At 50.2% G+C, this 15,166-nt stretch carries 15 protein-coding genes; 14 read left to right on the top strand and 1 reads right to left on the bottom strand.

The window, feature by feature from the left end; all coding sequences use genetic code 11:
• Positions 1 to 303: 303 nt before the first annotated feature.
• The 14 genes from LIZ87_RS20730 to LIZ87_RS20670 all read left to right on the top strand — a co-directional run bounded on the left by LIZ87_RS20730 (position 304) and on the right by LIZ87_RS20670 (position 13,435).
• Positions 304 to 1,551 carry a 6-phosphofructokinase gene (locus LIZ87_RS20730; RefSeq protein ID WP_178316147.1) on the top strand — a complete coding sequence of 416 codons (1,248 nt, stop codon included), beginning with the start codon at positions 304 to 306 and terminating at the stop codon, positions 1,549 to 1,551.
• A 285-nt stretch (positions 1,552 to 1,836) separates the two neighbouring features.
• Positions 1,837 to 2,019: an ATP-binding cassette domain-containing protein gene (locus tag LIZ87_RS22755; protein WP_330664724.1), complete on the top strand. Its 183-nt coding sequence runs from the start codon at positions 1,837 to 1,839 to the stop codon at positions 2,017 to 2,019.
• An 83-nt stretch (positions 2,020 to 2,102) separates the two neighbouring features.
• Positions 2,103 to 2,348, top strand: a complete 246-nt coding sequence (locus LIZ87_RS22750) for a hypothetical protein (RefSeq protein WP_330664722.1) — start codon at positions 2,103 to 2,105, stop codon at positions 2,346 to 2,348.
• A gap of 51 nt (positions 2,349 to 2,399) precedes the next feature.
• Entirely contained in the window at positions 2,400 to 3,533 is a 1,134-nt protein-coding gene (locus LIZ87_RS20720; RefSeq protein WP_227149056.1) for a M20 metallopeptidase family protein, read from the top strand.
• 114 nt (positions 3,534 to 3,647) lie between these two features.
• Entirely contained in the window at positions 3,648 to 4,343 is a 696-nt protein-coding gene (locus LIZ87_RS20715; protein ID WP_442912287.1) for a FadR/GntR family transcriptional regulator, read from the top strand.
• A 224-nt stretch (positions 4,344 to 4,567) separates the two neighbouring features.
• Complete coding sequence (gene ilvD, locus LIZ87_RS20710; RefSeq protein ID WP_227149054.1) at positions 4,568 to 6,319, top strand: dihydroxy-acid dehydratase; 1,752 nt, start codon at positions 4,568 to 4,570, stop codon at positions 6,317 to 6,319.
• A 179-nt stretch (positions 6,320 to 6,498) separates the two neighbouring features.
• Positions 6,499 to 7,233: a GntR family transcriptional regulator gene (locus LIZ87_RS20705; RefSeq protein ID WP_178317238.1), complete on the top strand. Its 735-nt coding sequence runs from the start codon at positions 6,499 to 6,501 to the stop codon at positions 7,231 to 7,233.
• 155 nt (positions 7,234 to 7,388) lie between these two features.
• Positions 7,389 to 8,165, top strand: coding sequence for a glucose-6-phosphate isomerase family protein (locus tag LIZ87_RS20700; RefSeq protein WP_178316499.1), 777 nt, complete (start codon positions 7,389 to 7,391; stop codon positions 8,163 to 8,165).
• 66 nt (positions 8,166 to 8,231) lie between these two features.
• Positions 8,232 to 9,971, top strand: coding sequence for a class I mannose-6-phosphate isomerase (locus LIZ87_RS20695; RefSeq protein WP_227149053.1), 1,740 nt, complete (start codon positions 8,232 to 8,234; stop codon positions 9,969 to 9,971).
• A 19-nt stretch (positions 9,972 to 9,990) separates the two neighbouring features.
• Positions 9,991 to 10,782 (top strand): HAD family hydrolase, encoded by a 792-nt coding sequence (locus tag LIZ87_RS20690; RefSeq protein WP_178317019.1) that lies wholly within the window; start codon positions 9,991 to 9,993, stop codon positions 10,780 to 10,782.
• A gap of 80 nt (positions 10,783 to 10,862) precedes the next feature.
• Complete coding sequence (locus LIZ87_RS20685; protein ID WP_178317020.1) at positions 10,863 to 11,288, top strand: PTS sugar transporter subunit IIA; 426 nt, start codon at positions 10,863 to 10,865, stop codon at positions 11,286 to 11,288.
• Between the two features lie 11 nt (positions 11,289 to 11,299).
• Positions 11,300 to 11,791, top strand: a complete 492-nt coding sequence (locus tag LIZ87_RS20680; protein ID WP_178317021.1) for a PTS system mannose/fructose/N-acetylgalactosamine-transporter subunit IIB — start codon at positions 11,300 to 11,302, stop codon at positions 11,789 to 11,791.
• A 13-nt stretch (positions 11,792 to 11,804) separates the two neighbouring features.
• Positions 11,805 to 12,623: a PTS mannose/fructose/sorbose/N-acetylgalactosamine transporter subunit IIC gene (locus tag LIZ87_RS20675; protein WP_178317022.1), complete on the top strand. Its 819-nt coding sequence runs from the start codon at positions 11,805 to 11,807 to the stop codon at positions 12,621 to 12,623.
• Complete coding sequence (locus tag LIZ87_RS20670; protein WP_178317023.1) at positions 12,623 to 13,435, top strand: PTS system mannose/fructose/sorbose family transporter subunit IID; 813 nt, start codon at positions 12,623 to 12,625, stop codon at positions 13,433 to 13,435. Before LIZ87_RS20675 ends, LIZ87_RS20670 begins: the two co-directional genes overlap by 1 nt.
• Before the next feature lie 86 nt (positions 13,436 to 13,521).
• Here LIZ87_RS20670 and LIZ87_RS20665 read toward each other — a convergent pair whose 3' ends face one another.
• Complete coding sequence (locus LIZ87_RS20665; protein WP_227149052.1) at positions 13,522 to 15,000, bottom strand: DUF1846 domain-containing protein; 1,479 nt, start codon at positions 14,998 to 15,000, stop codon at positions 13,522 to 13,524.
• Positions 15,001 to 15,166 lie beyond the last annotated feature (166 nt).

Below are 15,166 nucleotides of genomic sequence, written 5' to 3'. Positions count from 1 at the left end.
AAATGAATTCCACCTGCGTGATTCCAGTTCGAGGGCTTTGCCCTCGAGCTCCCATCTCGGAAAACGTAGTTTGTCTACAATCTGAGTCATCTTCTGTAAGAGATGACGCCACTATTTGTTAAAAAATAGTCATAATTTTTGTAAAAACAATCCAGAAAATGCTTGCTTTTATGCATTACATATATTACAATTGAGTTAACAATGTAAGCGCTTACATAAAGCAGCGGGGCAGTGACTGAAGGCGCAGGAAGCCCATCCGTCAAGGACGCGGATGGAGATAAGATCAATGGAGGTATTTTTTTCATGACAGAGGTAAAAGGCAATGTAATCGTAGGACAGTCTGGCGGACCAACAGCCGTTATCAACTCAAGTCTTGCCGGAGTTTACAAGACGGCAAAGGACAGAGGGGCGAATAAGGTATACGGTATGGTCCATGGCATTCAGGGGTTGCTGGATGAGCGCTATGTAGACCTGTCCGACCATATCAAGACAGATCTTGATATTGAACTGTTAAAGCGCACCCCATCTGCATATCTGGGTTCCTGCCGCTTTAAGCTGCCCGAAATCTGCGATGGCAGAGAGATCTACGACAAGATATTCGCTATCCTGGATAAGCTGGAGATCGAGTATTTCTTCTATATCGGCGGAAATGACTCCATGGATACCATCAAGAAGCTGTCTGACTACTCCCTGTTAAACGGAAGCAAGATCCGTTTCATGGGTGTACCGAAGACCATTGACAATGACCTGGCTGCTACAGACCACACACCTGGCTACGGCAGCGCTGCAAAGTATATTGGCTCCATCACAAAGGAGGTTATCAAGGACGGCCTTGTATATGACCAGCAGAATGTGACGATCTTAGAGATCATGGGACGTAATGCAGGCTGGCTGACAGGCGCAGCTGCCCTTGCAAAGTGCGAGGACTGCGAAGGCCCGGATATGATCTTCCTTCCTGAGATCCCGTTTGATGTGGATGCCTTCATGAAGAAGGTGGCAGACCTCCACAAGGTAAAGAAGTCCGTTGTGGTAGCTGTCTCAGAGGGTGTGAAGCTGGCAGACGGCCGCTATGTCTGTGAGCTGACAGACGGCATTGACTTTGTGGATGCCTTCGGCCACAAGCAGCTGACAGGTACAGCACGCTTCCTGGCAGAGAAGATCAACCGCGAGGTTGGCTGCAAGACAAGAGCCATCGAGTTCAACTCCCTCCAGCGCTGTGCTTCCCACATCGTATCCAGAGTGGATATCACAGAGGCCTACCAGGTAGGCGGCGCTGCTGTAAAGGAGGCCTTTGAGGGCGAGACTGGCAAGATGATCATCTTAAAGCGTGTTTCCGATGATCCCTACATCTGCGTAACCGACATTTACGATGTGCACAAGGTTGCAAACGTAGAGAAGAAGGTTCCGAGAGAGTGGATCAATGAAGCAGGAGATTATGTGACAGATGAGTTTGTGAACTACATCCGCCCGCTGATCCAGGCAGAGCTGACACCGATCATGACAGATGGACTTCCAAGGCATCTGTATTACACAGACGTTGAGAAGAAGTAACAGCAAAAAAGTTGGGATACCGGCTGCAGGAGGAGACTCCGCGCAGCCGGTATTTTTTTAAAAATAAGTATTGACAACAGATAAAAAGTGGAGTATAAGCATATTAATCCGATGGAAAATATATGTTAATAGAGAAAAGCAAATGGATATACCTGCGAGCCCTTTGTCCTCTACTGCGAGGTGGGGTGATTTACCTTATGATGTGCACAGTCCTGACAAAGCTGCAGAAATACGGGGAACGGAAACCAGATAAAAGTTATAGTGCAGGAATAGCAGAGGTGTGATATGCTTGAAAGAAAGAACATCCATAAGTCCTCTCACCAGAATGAGGTGCTGAGAGAAGTCGATATTGAAGTCCCAAAAGGCGATGTCGTTGTCATACTGGGGCCAAGCGGCTCAGGAAAAACGACTCTGCTCCGATGCATGAATTTTCTGGAAAGAGCGGACAGAGGGAACCCTGGTATTTGACGAGAAGGAGCTGAACCTCCGGAAGGTTTACAAAAAGGAGATTCATGGGATCCGCCTGAAGACAGGCTTTGTATTAGACTGCCATGGATCCGGAGCTGATTGACGACGTTTTGCAGGTGATGAAGCGGCTTGCAAGGGAGGGCACGACTATGGTGGTGGTGACACATGAAATGTCCTTTGCAAGGGACGTTGCCAACAAGGTGTATTTTATGGACGGCGGCGTGGTAGTGGAATCCGGTACGCCCCAGGATGTGCTTTTGCATCCAAAGGAGGGAAGAACGAAGCAGTTCTTCCGCAGGATCAACAGAGCTGTGGAGTATTACATATAACAACCCGCTGCTGTGCAGGGGCTGCAGACAGGGATGGAAGGGAACAGGAAAATGCCGAAGTCAGAAAAAAAGTGGATAGAAATATTTGAATGGTTCCACCGCCATCCGGAGGTGGGTTATGAGAAAATCCGGACAACGGAGAAGATCAGGAGTATTTTGATGGAGGAAGGGATCGAGATCCTTCCGGCGGACTTGAAGACCGGCCTTATCGGGATCATCAGAGGCAGTCTGCCGGGAAAGAATATCTGCCTGCGGGCCGATATTGATGCCCTGCCCATTGAGGAGAAAACGGATCTTCCTTATAAATCTGAGAATCAGGGAAGAATGCATGCCTGTGGACATGATTTTCATATCACGACAGGACTGTATATTGCCTCTCTCCTTCAGCAGCGTAAAAATGACATCCGGGGAAATATCTATCTGGCCTTCCAGCCCGCAGAGGAGGTGATCGGAGGAGCAAAGCTGCTTCTGGCCACCGGCCTTCTGGATGAGGTGGAGGAGTTTTACGGCTTTCACGCAGAACCATCCCTGAAGGCAGGCCAGATTTCCATTGAGAGTGGGAGCGTAATGGCTGCCGTGGATCAATTTGCAGTTACTGTGACCGGAAAGGGCTGTCATGGGGCGGCTCCCCATCTGGGAAATAACCCGATCCCCGTATTGGCGTCCATCGTGGATCAGATCCAGGCATCTGCCGCAGGAAAGACAGATCCCTTAAAGCCGAAGGTGGTAAGCGTGACCCATGTGTCAGGAGGGGAGACCTGGAATGTTATACCGGACAGCGCCTTTTTAGAGGGAACTGTCAGGAGCATGAGCCCTGATGACCGTGACATCATTGAGAAAAACATACGGCGCATTGTAGAAAAACAGGGAGAGATAGCAGAGGTCCGGACAGAGATAGAATGGCATCATGGCCCGGCTGCTGTGATCAATGACGGGGATCTGAGAAGAGCAGCAAGGGAGGTTTGCGGCTCTACGGAGCTGGAGATCATTTCTCTGCCGCCGGCAATGCTGGGAGACGATTTCAGCGAGTATGGGGAGGCAGTGGATGGAGCACGCAGCCTTTATCTGAAGATCGGAACAGGGATCGGGCCGTCCCTGCACAGCCCCCTGTTTTCGGTAGAACCCGCCGCGATCCGGACCGCAGGAGAATTTTATGCAAAGCTGCTTTTGGAGAGAGGAAAATGACGGAAAGATATTCAGGCATATTTCTTGACAGATGCTGTTTGTGTCACTATAATAAAAAAGACATCAGATGTCTGAATATTTACGGCAGGGGAGGACAGTAAAGTCATGTATCAAATTGAGAAGATGAACAAAGGGCTTTTAGGAACCCAGGTCGAGGGAGAGCTGTTAAACTATATTTTGAAAGAGCCGGTAGAGGTAGGACAGAAGATACCAAATGAATTTGAGCTGGCAGAGCTGTTCGGGGTGGGCCGCAGCACCATCCGGGAGGCGGTAAAGGGGCTGGTATCCAAGGGGATTTTAGAGGTCAGGAGAGGTTCAGGAACCTACGTTGTCAGCACCAGCCTGCCGGAGGAGGACCCACTGGGGCTTTCCAGATTGCAGGATAAATACAAGCTGGCCCTGGAGCTTTTGGAGGTCCGCCTGATGCTGGAGCCGGAGATCGCCTCACGGGCAGCGGAATACGCCGGCGAGGAGGAGCGAAAGCAGCTGGTACAGCTCTGTGATGAAACGGAAGAGATGTATATAAGCGGAAAGAACCATATCCCAAAGGATATCGAGTTTCACACCTGCATTGCCAAATGCAGTAAGAACCGGGTGGTAGAGACATTGATCCCCATTATAAATACGGCAGTCATGACCTTTGCAGATCTGACTCACCGTACGCTGATGAATGAGACCATAGAGACCCACCGGGCGGTGACAAATGCGATCTTGGACCGCGATCCGGTGGGAGCAAAATGTGCTATGATGATGCATCTGACCTACAACCGCCAGAGGCTGCTGAAGCAGATGAAGGAGGAGCGGGAGTAGGAAGATCGGGACTGGAATAGTAAAAATAGACAAAAGGAGAGGTTATCTATCAAAATGCCCTCTCTTTTTTGTGCATAAAAGAGAAAAAAATAGAATAACATCTGATGTATTGACGAGAAACAATAAAAATAGTATATTTTAATCACAAAACATAAGATGTCAGATAAAATCAGGAAGAGATATGTTGAAATAATAGCATTTAACAGAAAGGACAGGTACATAGTATGAGTTGTTTAAGGAGTCAGGAAATGCGCAAAGCTGCCCCGGAGCTGGATCCCCTAAGGATCGGAACCGGCTGGAAGCCGGAGGATCTGTCAAAGCCTCAGATCTTTATTGAGAGCACCTACGGCGACAGCCATCCGGGCAGCGGGCATCTGAATATTTTAGTGGAAGAGGTCAGAAAGGGCGTGGAGGAGGCCGGGGGCTTCGGGGCAAGGTATTACTGCACCGATATGTGCGATGGTGAGAGCCAGGGGACAGACGGCATTAATTTCAGCCTTGTAAGCCGTGAGATGATCGCCAACATGATCGAGATCCAGGCAAATGCCACCCCCTTTGATGCAGGCGTCTATCTGGCAAGCTGTGACAAGGGAATGCCCGCCAACCTGATGGGACTGTGCCGTGTGGATATCCCTGCAGTGGTGGTTCCCGGAGGCACCATGAATGCAGGACCGGATATGCTGACACTGGAGCAGCTGGGGATGTACAGCGCCAAATTCCAGAGGGGCGAGATCAATGAGGACAAATTAAATTGGGCAAAGCATAATGCCTGCCCCAGCTGCGGAGCCTGCTCCTTTATCGGCACCGCTTCCACCATGCAGATCATGGCGGAGGCATTGGGACTGGCTCTGCCGGGAAGCGCACTGATGCCGGCTACAAGCCCGGACCTGCTGGCATTTGCCAGGGAGGCGGGAGGCCAGGCTGTGAAGCTGGCCCATATGGACCATATGCGCCCCAGCGATATTGTGACAATGGAGAGCTTTGAAAATGCCATCCTGGTCCATGCAGCTGTCTCAGGAAGCACCAACTGCCTGCTCCACATACCTGCCATTGCCCATGAGCTGGGAATTGAGATCACAGGAGATACCTTTGACAGGCTTCACAGAAATGCAAGATACCTTCTGGATGTCCGCCCCGCAGGGAGATGGCCGGCAGAGTGCTTCTACTATGCAGGCGGCGTTCCGGCCATCATGGAGGAGATCAAGGATTACCTCCATCTGGATGTGATGACAGTGACAGGAAAGACATTGGGAGAGAACCTGGCAGAGCTGAGGGCAAATGGCTTCTATGAGCGCTGTAACAAGTGGCTTCAGGAATTTAATGAACGCTATGGTGTGTCTGTCACAAAGGAGGATATCATCCGTCCCTATGACAAGGCCATCGGAACAGACGGAAGCATTGCCGTGCTGCGGGGAAACCTGGCGCCGGAGGGCGCTGTCATCAAGCATACAGCCTGCCCAAAGGAAATGTTTAAGGCCGTGCTTAGGGCAAGACCCTTTGACAGCGAGGAGGAATGCCTGGATGCCGTGCTGAAGCATAAGGTGGAAAAGGGAGACGCTGTGTTCATCCGCTATGAGGGACCGAAGGGCAGCGGCATGCCGGAAATGTTCTATACCTCCGAAGCCATCAGCAGCGACAAGGAGCTGGGCCGCAGCATCGCCCTGATCACAGACGGCCGCTTCTCCGGCGCTTCCACCGGTCCTGTGATCGGCCACTGCAGCCCGGAGGCCGCAGACGGCGGTCCTATTGCACTGGTGGAAGAGGGTGACCTGATCGAGATCGATGTGATGGGAAGAAAGCTGAATATCGTTGGCGTGAAAGGCGAGAAAAAGACTCCGGAGGAGATGGATGCCGTTCTGGCAGAGAGAAGGAAGAACTGGAAGCCCAGGGAGCTGCGCTACAAGAGAGGAGCCCTGCGCCTGTTCAGCGAGCATGCGGTGAGTCCTATGAAGGGTGCGTATCTTGACTTTGAATAGAAAACGATCAGGTTTCATAAGAAAGCAGTCTGCAGGGTGGCTTCTGTAGGCTGCTTCCTTATGCATATCTGTTTGCAGCAGCTGCCAGACGTTTATTTGATGTTGACTTTTTGGCTATTTTCGTATTATTATATTGTTATAACAATAAGCAAACCCAGTAGTAAAGGAATGGATGAGATATGGAAATATTAGATACGAGCCGAGGGGCTGCTCCGCTGTATCTGCAGATCAGTCAGATACTGAGAGAGAAGATTATGAGCAAGGAATATGCATACAATACCATCATTCCCAGCGAGGCGGAATTGCAGAAGGCCTATAATGTCAGCAGGATCACAGCAAGACAGGCCATACAGGAGCTGGAGCGGGATGGACTTGTAAAACGTTCCAGGGGAATCGGAACAGTGGTGATATACCAGCAGAGGATCGAGGAGTATTTATCCACCATTAAGAGTTTTACAAATGAGATGAAGGAGAGGGGGATCGTGCCCTCTACCTCCTATGCCCATATAGAACTGGTGGAGGCAGACCGAAAGCTGAGGGAAATATTTGGGACTGAGCCCGGCTCCAAGCTGTACCGTGTAGAGCGTGTGCGCAATGGGGATGGGAATCCCATTGTCCTGTTTGTATCCTATTTTGCCATGGAATGCGGCTTTGAGCTGGATGACAGCCTGTATGACGGCAGTATATATGAGCTTTTACAGAAAAAAGACATTGTTCCTGTGCGGGTGCTGGAGTGCTTTGACTGTATGATGCCAGATACCTGGATCAGAAGTCAGCTGGATATTACAAAGACCATGCCAGTGCTTCGCCGTATACGCCGTTCCTATGTTGAGAATGGGAAAATGCTGGAATACACGGAGTCCTATTACCGCTCAGACAGGTATGCCTATTACGTGGAATTAAAAAAGTCATAATATCATAAAAAGCGGTATTGACAAACGAATGAAAGTATAATATTATAATGTTATAACAATAAGAAAGGGAAGACAGAAGATAGGAAGCAAGCGTTTTCCTTTTTTTACTGGAAGTATTTGTTATAACAATATATCAATTTCGAAAGGAGGAAAACATGAAGTTTGATCCGGGTTTTGAGATTGCAGCCAAGAAAGATCCTCTGGGCTTTGTATACGGCAGTAACGTGTTTGGTCCGGTACCGGAGATCAGAAGGCTCGATGACATCAGAAGCTCCCTTGCGGACAGGAATTGCAGCGGGCCCCAGGACTTGTATGCAATCGTGATGGATGTTGGAGAGACTGGGGACCGTGCAGAGATCGAAAAGAGAAACCTGTTATTCGGGGCCGTTACTTATGCAGCAGGGATCATTGGCCGGGAGCCGGTCCGTTCACAGGGACATATCCATGCAGTGAGCTCATCCTGCGGTGCCTCCACCCCGGAGGTATATGAGGTATGGGAGGGAGAGGCATTTATCTACCTGCAGCAGCGGGGAACGGATGATCCTGGCAGATGCTATGCCGTACATGCGGCGGCCGGGGATGTGGTGATCGTCCCGCCAGGCTGGGTACATGCTACAGTCAATGCCGATGTGACGAAGAATATGACATTCGGAGCATGGTGCGTCCGCGACTATGGCTTTGATTATGAGACAGTCAGAAGCCATAACGGCATTGCATACTTTCCCATAGCAGAAGCAGACGGAATTGGCTGGACGGCAAATCCTGCCTATCAGGGGGGCAGCCTGGTAGTCAAGAGGGCCAGGACCTATGAGGACTTTGGCTTAAGACCTGGAGTGCCGGTTTATCGGCAGTTTCAGGAGGATAAGGATCTGTTCCTGTTTGTTGCAAGGCCTCAGGATTATCCGGAGCTTTGGAGGGATTATGAGCCCTAGTGTGCTGACTGCTTGGTGAGCACGATTGGCAAGTGGTCAGTATACTAGAGAAAAGGAGAGAATGTAATGGGTAACTATGAGAAATACCCTTCCGTTCCCGTGAAGGGATGGGAAGGAAGGGCGTTGAAAGGCTACGACGATATTATGGCGGCTCTCAGAGAGGAGTACAGGGAGAGCGGCAGAGCGGATTACTGCATTGTCTTTGATACATATCCGGGTGTCTGGGATGAGGAGGTTCTGGAGGCGTTGAGGGCCTTAAGGCCTGACAATCTGATACAGATGAAAGAAGTGTTTAAGGGAGAAAGCGAACTCACAGAGCAGCTGCGCAGCCACCTGACGGATGACCGTGTATTTGGCAGAATGTATTATGGAGAAATCGAGGATCTGTTAAATGAGGAGGCTTTGAAGGGGGCAAAGGAGAAGGCAAAGCAGGCAAAGGGCCTGACGGTTGTCTATGGATTCGGCGCAGGCCTTGTGGCAGAGGCGGACACCCTGGTCTATCTTGATATGGCGCGCTGGGAAATACAGCTCCGTTACCGGAAGGGGATGCCGAATTTTAACTGCTCCAACACAGATGAGGATACTCTGCGGAAATATAAGAGAGCATTCTTTATCGAGTGGAGGATCGCTGACAAATATAAACAGCGTATTTTTGAAAGAATCGATCATTTTCTGGATACTAATAGGCGGGGGAAGCCGGTTATGGTATCCGGCGAGGCCGTGAGAGCGGGCCTGTGCCAGATGACGGAGCGTCCCTTCCGCACAGTGCCGTATTTCGACCCGGGAGTATGGGGCGGACAGTGGATGAAGGAGGTCTGCGGCCTTGACAGGGACCGGGAGAATTTTGCCTGGAGCTTTGACGGTGTTCCGGAGGAAAATTCCATTCTTCTGGATTTTGGGAACGGAAAGCTGGAGCTTCCTGCCATGGACCTGGTACTTTATCAGCCAAAGAAGCTGCTGGGCCCGCAGGTATTTGCAAGGTTCGGCGCAGAATTCCCTATCCGCTTTGATTTCCTGGATACCATGGGAGGACAGAATCTGTCTCTGCAGGTGCATCCCCTCACGGAATATATCCACAGGCAGTTTGGCATGGCCTATACTCAGGATGAGAGCTACTATCTTCTGGATGCGGGGGAGGATGCCTGTGTGTATCTGGGACTGACAGATGAGGCAGAGCCGGAGGAGATGTTTGAAGAGCTTGAGAAGGCAAACCGGGGAGAATGCCTGTTTGACGCGGAAAAATTTATCAATAAATTTCCGGCTAAAAAGCATGACCATTTTCTGATCCCGGCCGGAACCTGTCATTGCTCAGGAGCCAATTCCATGGTTTTGGAGATCAGCGCCACGCCCTATATTTTTACCTTTAAGCTGTGGGACTGGGCAAGAGTCGGACTGGACGGAAAGCCCAGGCCCGTCCATCTGAAGCATGGAAGGCAGGTCATCCAGTGGGACAGAAAAACCGAGTGGGTGAAGGAAAACCTGGTGAATGCGGTCTATACGGTTGAGGAGAATCAGGACTACAAGGAGGAGCACACAGGCCTTCATGAGCTGGAGTTTATCGAGACAAGGCGGTATTGGATCCGCAATCAGGCAGTGATCCGTCCGGAGAATACGGTGAATATGCTGAACCTGGTGGAGGGAGAGGAGGCCATTGTAGAGAGTCCCAAAGGCGCCTTTGAGCCTTTTACGGTGCACTACGCAGAAACTTTCATTATCCCTGCAGGAGTAGAGGAGTACAGCATCCGTTCTGCCGGAGAGGGAACGATTGGCGTTATCCGCGCTTATGTCAGAAAACAGCAGAGCTGAAAATAACAGGGGAGTAATGATGATAAAAGCAGTTTTCTTTGACCTGGATGGTACCCTTCTTGACTGCGCCCATGGAAAATATGGTATTTCCGGGGATGGACGGAGGATATTGGAGAAGATAAAAGGGCAGGGCATCCACCTTTTTGTGGCAACAGGGCGTTCAGTTTCCTTTCTGCCGCCATCTGTTAGGGAGGCCGGCTTTCAGGGCTATGCTCTGGCCAACGGAGCCAGTGTGTGGGCAGATGGAGAGGAGATCGGAACGCATATGCTTTCCGGACAGCTTGTGAGGCACATCACGGAGCAGCTAGAGGAGGAAGGCGTGGAGTATGCCCTTCAGATTCCGGGAGGCACGTGGATGAGCAGGAAAAGAAGCCGTCTTCTTGCATATTTTAAAGAATATCTATTTGATGAGCGCTTTCTGATAGAGAAGCCGTTAGCGGATTGTCTGGATAAGGTAATGAAGATGGAGCTTTATGTGGACCCGGAGCAGGTGCAGAACTGCCGGGAGATATTAAAGCCTTTGGAATGCATGTATTCCCCGGAGACGCATTCCATAGAAGCTTATTCAAAAAATGTGTCGAAGGCTACAGGAGCCAGAGAAATATTGGATCATCTGGGACTCCGGCGTTCAGAGACCATGTGCTTTGGCGATGGTCAGAATGATATGGAGCTGTTTCAGATGGTAGGCTGGCCGGTGGCGATGGAAAATGCGGCAGGCTGCGTAAAAGAGAAAGCGAGAGCGGTATGCAAAAGCGTCGGAGAGGACGGAGCAATTCGGTATCTTCAGGAATTTTTTATGCTCCGTACATAAAGTATTGAACTGTAATGCACAAAATGCTCATCACTACCAAAAAGGTGAGAAGAGCAATGAGATAATGGAGAGGAGAAAGTATGGGAGAGATACAGATCTTGGCCGTCAGCCATGGCAGCATGGCTGAAGGGATGGTAAGAGCAGTGAGGATGGTGGCAGGTGATCTGGGGCATTTGGATTATCTGTGCCTGGATGAGGAATGCAGCATTGAGCAGTTCCGCGAACGTCTTTCGCAGAAGCTGGAGGAGCTGAAGGGCGCAGAGCAGATACTTGTGCTGGCAGATATACAGGGCGGTTCACCGTTTACAGCCTCCATCGAGCTGCTGGCGCAGAAGGGACTGACCGGCAAAGCCTTTGTGACAGCAGGAATGAACCTTCCGCTTATGCTGACTCTGGTATTCCAGTCACAGCCTGTGACAGAGGAGGCCCTTACAGCGTTTATAGGAGAGGCGCGGGAAAGTATACGGATGTTTCAGGATGGCGGAGAAGAGGAAGAAGAATTATAGGAGGGGATATTATGGCAATCAGTTTTATGAGAGTAGACGACAGGATCATACATGGCCAGATCATTATACGCTGGTCTACAGAGTTCCCATGTGACGGGATTATTGCAGTAAATGATGAAGCTGCCACGAATCCGGTGGTGAAGGCAGCGCTCAAGGCTGCATCAACGAAGAAGACTCTGATCTACACCTACAGTCAGTTCTTAGAAAAGATGGAACAGGCAGTGAACAGTGAAAAGAAGTATTTTCTGATCACAAAGGAACCGGGGACTATGGCGAAGATTCTGACAGACAGCCGTTTCAGGCCAGAGAAAAAGCTTCTGAATGTGGGGCCCCAGAGTGCAAAGAGCGGAACGGTCTCTGTGAACCGCAATGCGGATATCACGCAGGCAGATATGGAAGCTTATGAGCGGATCCATCAGGCCGGATATCAGATTGAGTTTCAGCTGGTGCCGGATGTCACAAAGGTTGAGTGGGGCAGCATAAGAGAAAAATTGATGAAATAATTAGGAGGACAGTATGGAAATTAACGTAATACAGGCAATATTGATCGGCATTTTATCGTATCTGGGTTCACTGTCATGCCCTTGGTTTTTCGGGACTACGGGCGGATGGTATACCTTGTCAAGACCCTTAGTTTCAGGCTTCCTCATCGGTGCGATCCTGGGAGACGTACAGACAGGCATCATTGTGGGCGTGGCAGTTCAGGTAGTGTTCATTGCCCTTGTGACGCCCGGCGGGCAGATGCCTCAGGATCTGAATGCGGCAGCCTACATCGGCGTGGGACTTGGCATCCTGACCGTTAAGAACGGAGCAACCGTAGAGTCCGCAGTAGCCATTGCCACAGCCGTAGGTGCAATTGGAACCATTTTCCACAACTTCATGATGATGACAAACTCCTTCTGGAACGCGAGAGCTGTTCGGGCGATTGAAGCAGGAGATTATAAGAGCCTGGCCTTCAATCACTGGGTAGGGCCTCAGATCACTCAGTTCCTTTATAGGGTCATTCCTACCGTAGCAGTCCTCTATCTGGGGCAGGGCCTTGCAAGCCAGATTATTGATATGTTCCCTGTTGACAGCTTTATCATGCGGACACTGACCGTTCTGGGCGGAATGCTTCCGGCAGTAGGAGTAGCGATCCTCTTAAAGCAGGTTACAAAGATCAATATCGATCTGATCCGGTTCCTGGTAGGCTTTACTCTGGTGGCAGCTATGGGCATCAATATGATCTCACTGGCGATCTTTGGAGCATTTTTCGCATACAGCCACTTTGTATATTCTAAGAAAACAGCTGCAGTTGAAGTGCAGGCAAATGACGACATGGAGGAGGAATTATAATGAAAAAGTTAAGCAAAAAAGCATTGAGAGAAAGCTGGCTCCGCTGGTTCTTAAGTAACCTAACCTCCATGTCCTTCCAGTGGCTTGAGACCTTCAGCTTTGCTGATTCCATGATCCCTGTCATCAAGGAACTGTACGGAGGAAACAAGGAGGAGGAGATCGCGGCTCTGAAGCGCCATGCGTCCTTCTACAATACGGAGCCTCAGCTGGGAACCATTATCAACGGCGTGGTCTGCGGCCTTGAGGAGGAAAGGGCAAACGGAGCTGCTATCGATGATGAGGTTATTAACGGCATTAAGCTGGGACTTATGGGACCGCTGGCCGGTATCGGTGATGCCATGGTGCCTGGTATGTTAGTTCCGCTGCTCTTAAGTATTGCCATTGGTCTGTCACAGGGAGGCAGCGTGGTAGGTCCCATATTCTATATTGTGACCCTTATGGTAAGCGTTACTGCTGCCAGCTACTATTTATTTATGAAGGGCTATCAGCTGGGAACGAAATCCGTGAACATGATCGTAGGTGAAGCTGCTCAGAGGGTGCGCGAGGCCTTCAATCTTCTGGGAGGCATTGTGGTGGGCGGTGTAGGTGCATCCTATGTATCCATCAACACAGGGCTCGTGATCGCCACAGGAAATGAAGCGGCTCAGGTAGTGGTAAATGATGTTCTCAACGGCATTTATCCGAAGCTGCTGACATTGTTTGGGATCCTATTCTGCTGGTGGCTTATGGCAAAGAAGAGAGTGTCTGCATTAAAGGTTATGGGTATTCTGGTGCTCATTTCTATGGCCGGCGTGGCGATTGGATTTTTCTAGTTTTCCATCATTTAAAATAGCAAACAGAGCTGCATACCCGTTGAGGTGTGCAGCTCTGTTTGCTGTTTGGATAGATACAGGAGCATTTAGTGATACAGCTTTTTATGCTCATACACAGGCTCAGAGGTCAGCTCTACGCCCAGTTTTTTAAAGATTTTAATATCCACATCCGACAGCATGACGGAGGTGTGGACCTGGCAGCCGCGGAGAACGGGGAGCTGGGCCAGGGCCTTTTTCGCAATGTCATCTGTGGCGGCGCTCATAGACAGGGCGATCAGTACCTCATCTGTATGGAGCCTGGGGTTTTTGCTGCCCAGGTAATTGGTCTTTAAGGTTTGTATTGGCTCAATGGCGGAAGGAGCGATCAGGTGGGTGTCGTGGGGAATCTTTCCCAGCTCCTTGATGGCGTTTAGAAGAAGGGCAGCGGAGGCACCTAAAAGGCTGCTGGTCTTTCCTGTCACAATACGGCCGTCCGGAAGCTCCATGGCAGCTGCGGGAGCCTTTCTTTCCTTTGCGCGCTCTAAGCAGGGAGCGATCACAGGGCGCATTTCCGGCTTGATCTTTGCCTGGTTCATGAGAAGGTTGATCTTGTATACCTCATCGGAATTGCCCTCCTCTTTTGCAAGGCGGTTTAAGGCATGGTAGTAGCGGCGGATGATCTCCTGGTTGGAGGCCTCCCGGCAGGCATCATCGTCCACAATACAGAAGCCGGCCATATTGACGCCCATATCTGTGGGGGATTTGTAGGGGCTTGCGCCGTAAATGCCCTCAAAGATGGCGTTGAGCACCGGGAAAATGTCCACATCACGGTTGTAGTTTACCGTTGTCTTTCCATAGGCCTCCAGATGGAAGGGGTCGATCATGTTTACATCATTTAAGTCGGCAGTTGCCGCCTCGTAGGCCAGGTTTACCGGATGTTTTAATGGAAGGTTCCAGATAGGGAAGGTCTCAAATTTGGCGTAGCCTGCCTTGATCCCCCGCTTGTTCTCATGGTAGAGCTGGGATAAGCAGGTAGCCATCTTGCCGCTTCCGGGACCGGGAGCTGTGATGATCACAAGAGGCCTGGTAGTCTCGATATAATCATTCTTGCCATAGCCCTCATCGCTGACGATCAGGGGCACATTGCTGGGATAGCCCTCAATGCAGTAGTGGCGGTACACCTTGATGCCCATGTGCTCTAATTTGGTCTTGAACAGGTCAGCAGTGCTTTGTCCGCTGTACTGGGTGATGACCACACTTCCCACATAGAGTCCCTTGTCCTGAAATTCCTGTATCAGGCGGAGAACATCCACGTCATAGGTGATGCCCAGATCATGGCGGACCTTGTTTTTTTCAATATCGGAGGCGCTGATGGCAATGACGATCTCCGCCTGGTCTGCCAGCTGAAGGAGCATGCGCAGCTTACTGTCCGGTGCAAAGCCTGGAAGGACCCTGGATGCATGGTAATCGTCAAACAGCTTCCCGCCAAATTCCAGATACAGCTTGTCTCCAAACTGGCTGATACGTTCTTTGATATGCTCCGACTGCATGGTAAGATATTTTTCGTTATCAAATCCGATTTTCATGTCTTTTGTGATCTCCCGCTTCATTAAGTTTTGTGAGGAACAAATAATTATTTAGTATAGCATATCTATGTGGGTTGTGCCAGATAGATTTTCTGTTTTTTCTGCGGCAAATTGTAGGATTACAATACATGTGTTACAACTGAATAATTAAAAAGCAGAGATGCTG

The sequence above is a fragment of the Lacrimispora sp. 210928-DFI.3.58 genome (assembly GCF_020554865.1).
Taxonomy (GTDB): Bacteria; Bacillota; Clostridia; order Lachnospirales; family Lachnospiraceae; genus Enterocloster.
The sequence above is the reverse complement of the archived record's forward strand: the minus strand, read 5'-3'. Positions and strand labels throughout refer to the sequence as shown.

What these genes read in the sequence shown, in the direction of transcription:
- LIZ87_RS20730 (WP_178316147.1), top strand. Translation starts at nt 304, where the DNA reads ATGACAGAGGTAAAAGGCAATGTAATCGTAGGACAGTCTGGCGGACCA.
- LIZ87_RS22755 (WP_330664724.1), top strand. Translation starts at nt 1,837, where the DNA reads ATGCTTGAAAGAAAGAACATCCATAAGTCCTCTCACCAGAATGAGGTG.
- LIZ87_RS22750 (WP_330664722.1), top strand. Translation starts at nt 2,103, where the DNA reads ATGGATCCGGAGCTGATTGACGACGTTTTGCAGGTGATGAAGCGGCTT.
- LIZ87_RS20720 (WP_227149056.1), top strand. Translation starts at nt 2,400, where the DNA reads ATGCCGAAGTCAGAAAAAAAGTGGATAGAAATATTTGAATGGTTCCAC.
- ilvD (WP_227149054.1), top strand. Translation starts at nt 4,568, where the DNA reads ATGAGTTGTTTAAGGAGTCAGGAAATGCGCAAAGCTGCCCCGGAGCTG.
- LIZ87_RS20705 (WP_178317238.1), top strand. Translation starts at nt 6,499, where the DNA reads ATGGAAATATTAGATACGAGCCGAGGGGCTGCTCCGCTGTATCTGCAG.
- LIZ87_RS20700 (WP_178316499.1), top strand. Translation starts at nt 7,389, where the DNA reads ATGAAGTTTGATCCGGGTTTTGAGATTGCAGCCAAGAAAGATCCTCTG.
- LIZ87_RS20695 (WP_227149053.1), top strand. Translation starts at nt 8,232, where the DNA reads ATGGGTAACTATGAGAAATACCCTTCCGTTCCCGTGAAGGGATGGGAA.
- LIZ87_RS20690 (WP_178317019.1), top strand. Translation starts at nt 9,991, where the DNA reads ATGATAAAAGCAGTTTTCTTTGACCTGGATGGTACCCTTCTTGACTGC.
- LIZ87_RS20685 (WP_178317020.1), top strand. Translation starts at nt 10,863, where the DNA reads ATGGGAGAGATACAGATCTTGGCCGTCAGCCATGGCAGCATGGCTGAA.
- LIZ87_RS20680 (WP_178317021.1), top strand. Translation starts at nt 11,300, where the DNA reads ATGGCAATCAGTTTTATGAGAGTAGACGACAGGATCATACATGGCCAG.
- LIZ87_RS20675 (WP_178317022.1), top strand. Translation starts at nt 11,805, where the DNA reads ATGGAAATTAACGTAATACAGGCAATATTGATCGGCATTTTATCGTAT.
- LIZ87_RS20670 (WP_178317023.1), top strand. Translation starts at nt 12,623, where the DNA reads ATGAAAAAGTTAAGCAAAAAAGCATTGAGAGAAAGCTGGCTCCGCTGG.
- LIZ87_RS20665 (WP_227149052.1), bottom strand. Translation starts at nt 15,000, where the DNA reads ATGAAAATCGGATTTGATAACGAAAAATATCTTACCATGCAGTCGGAG.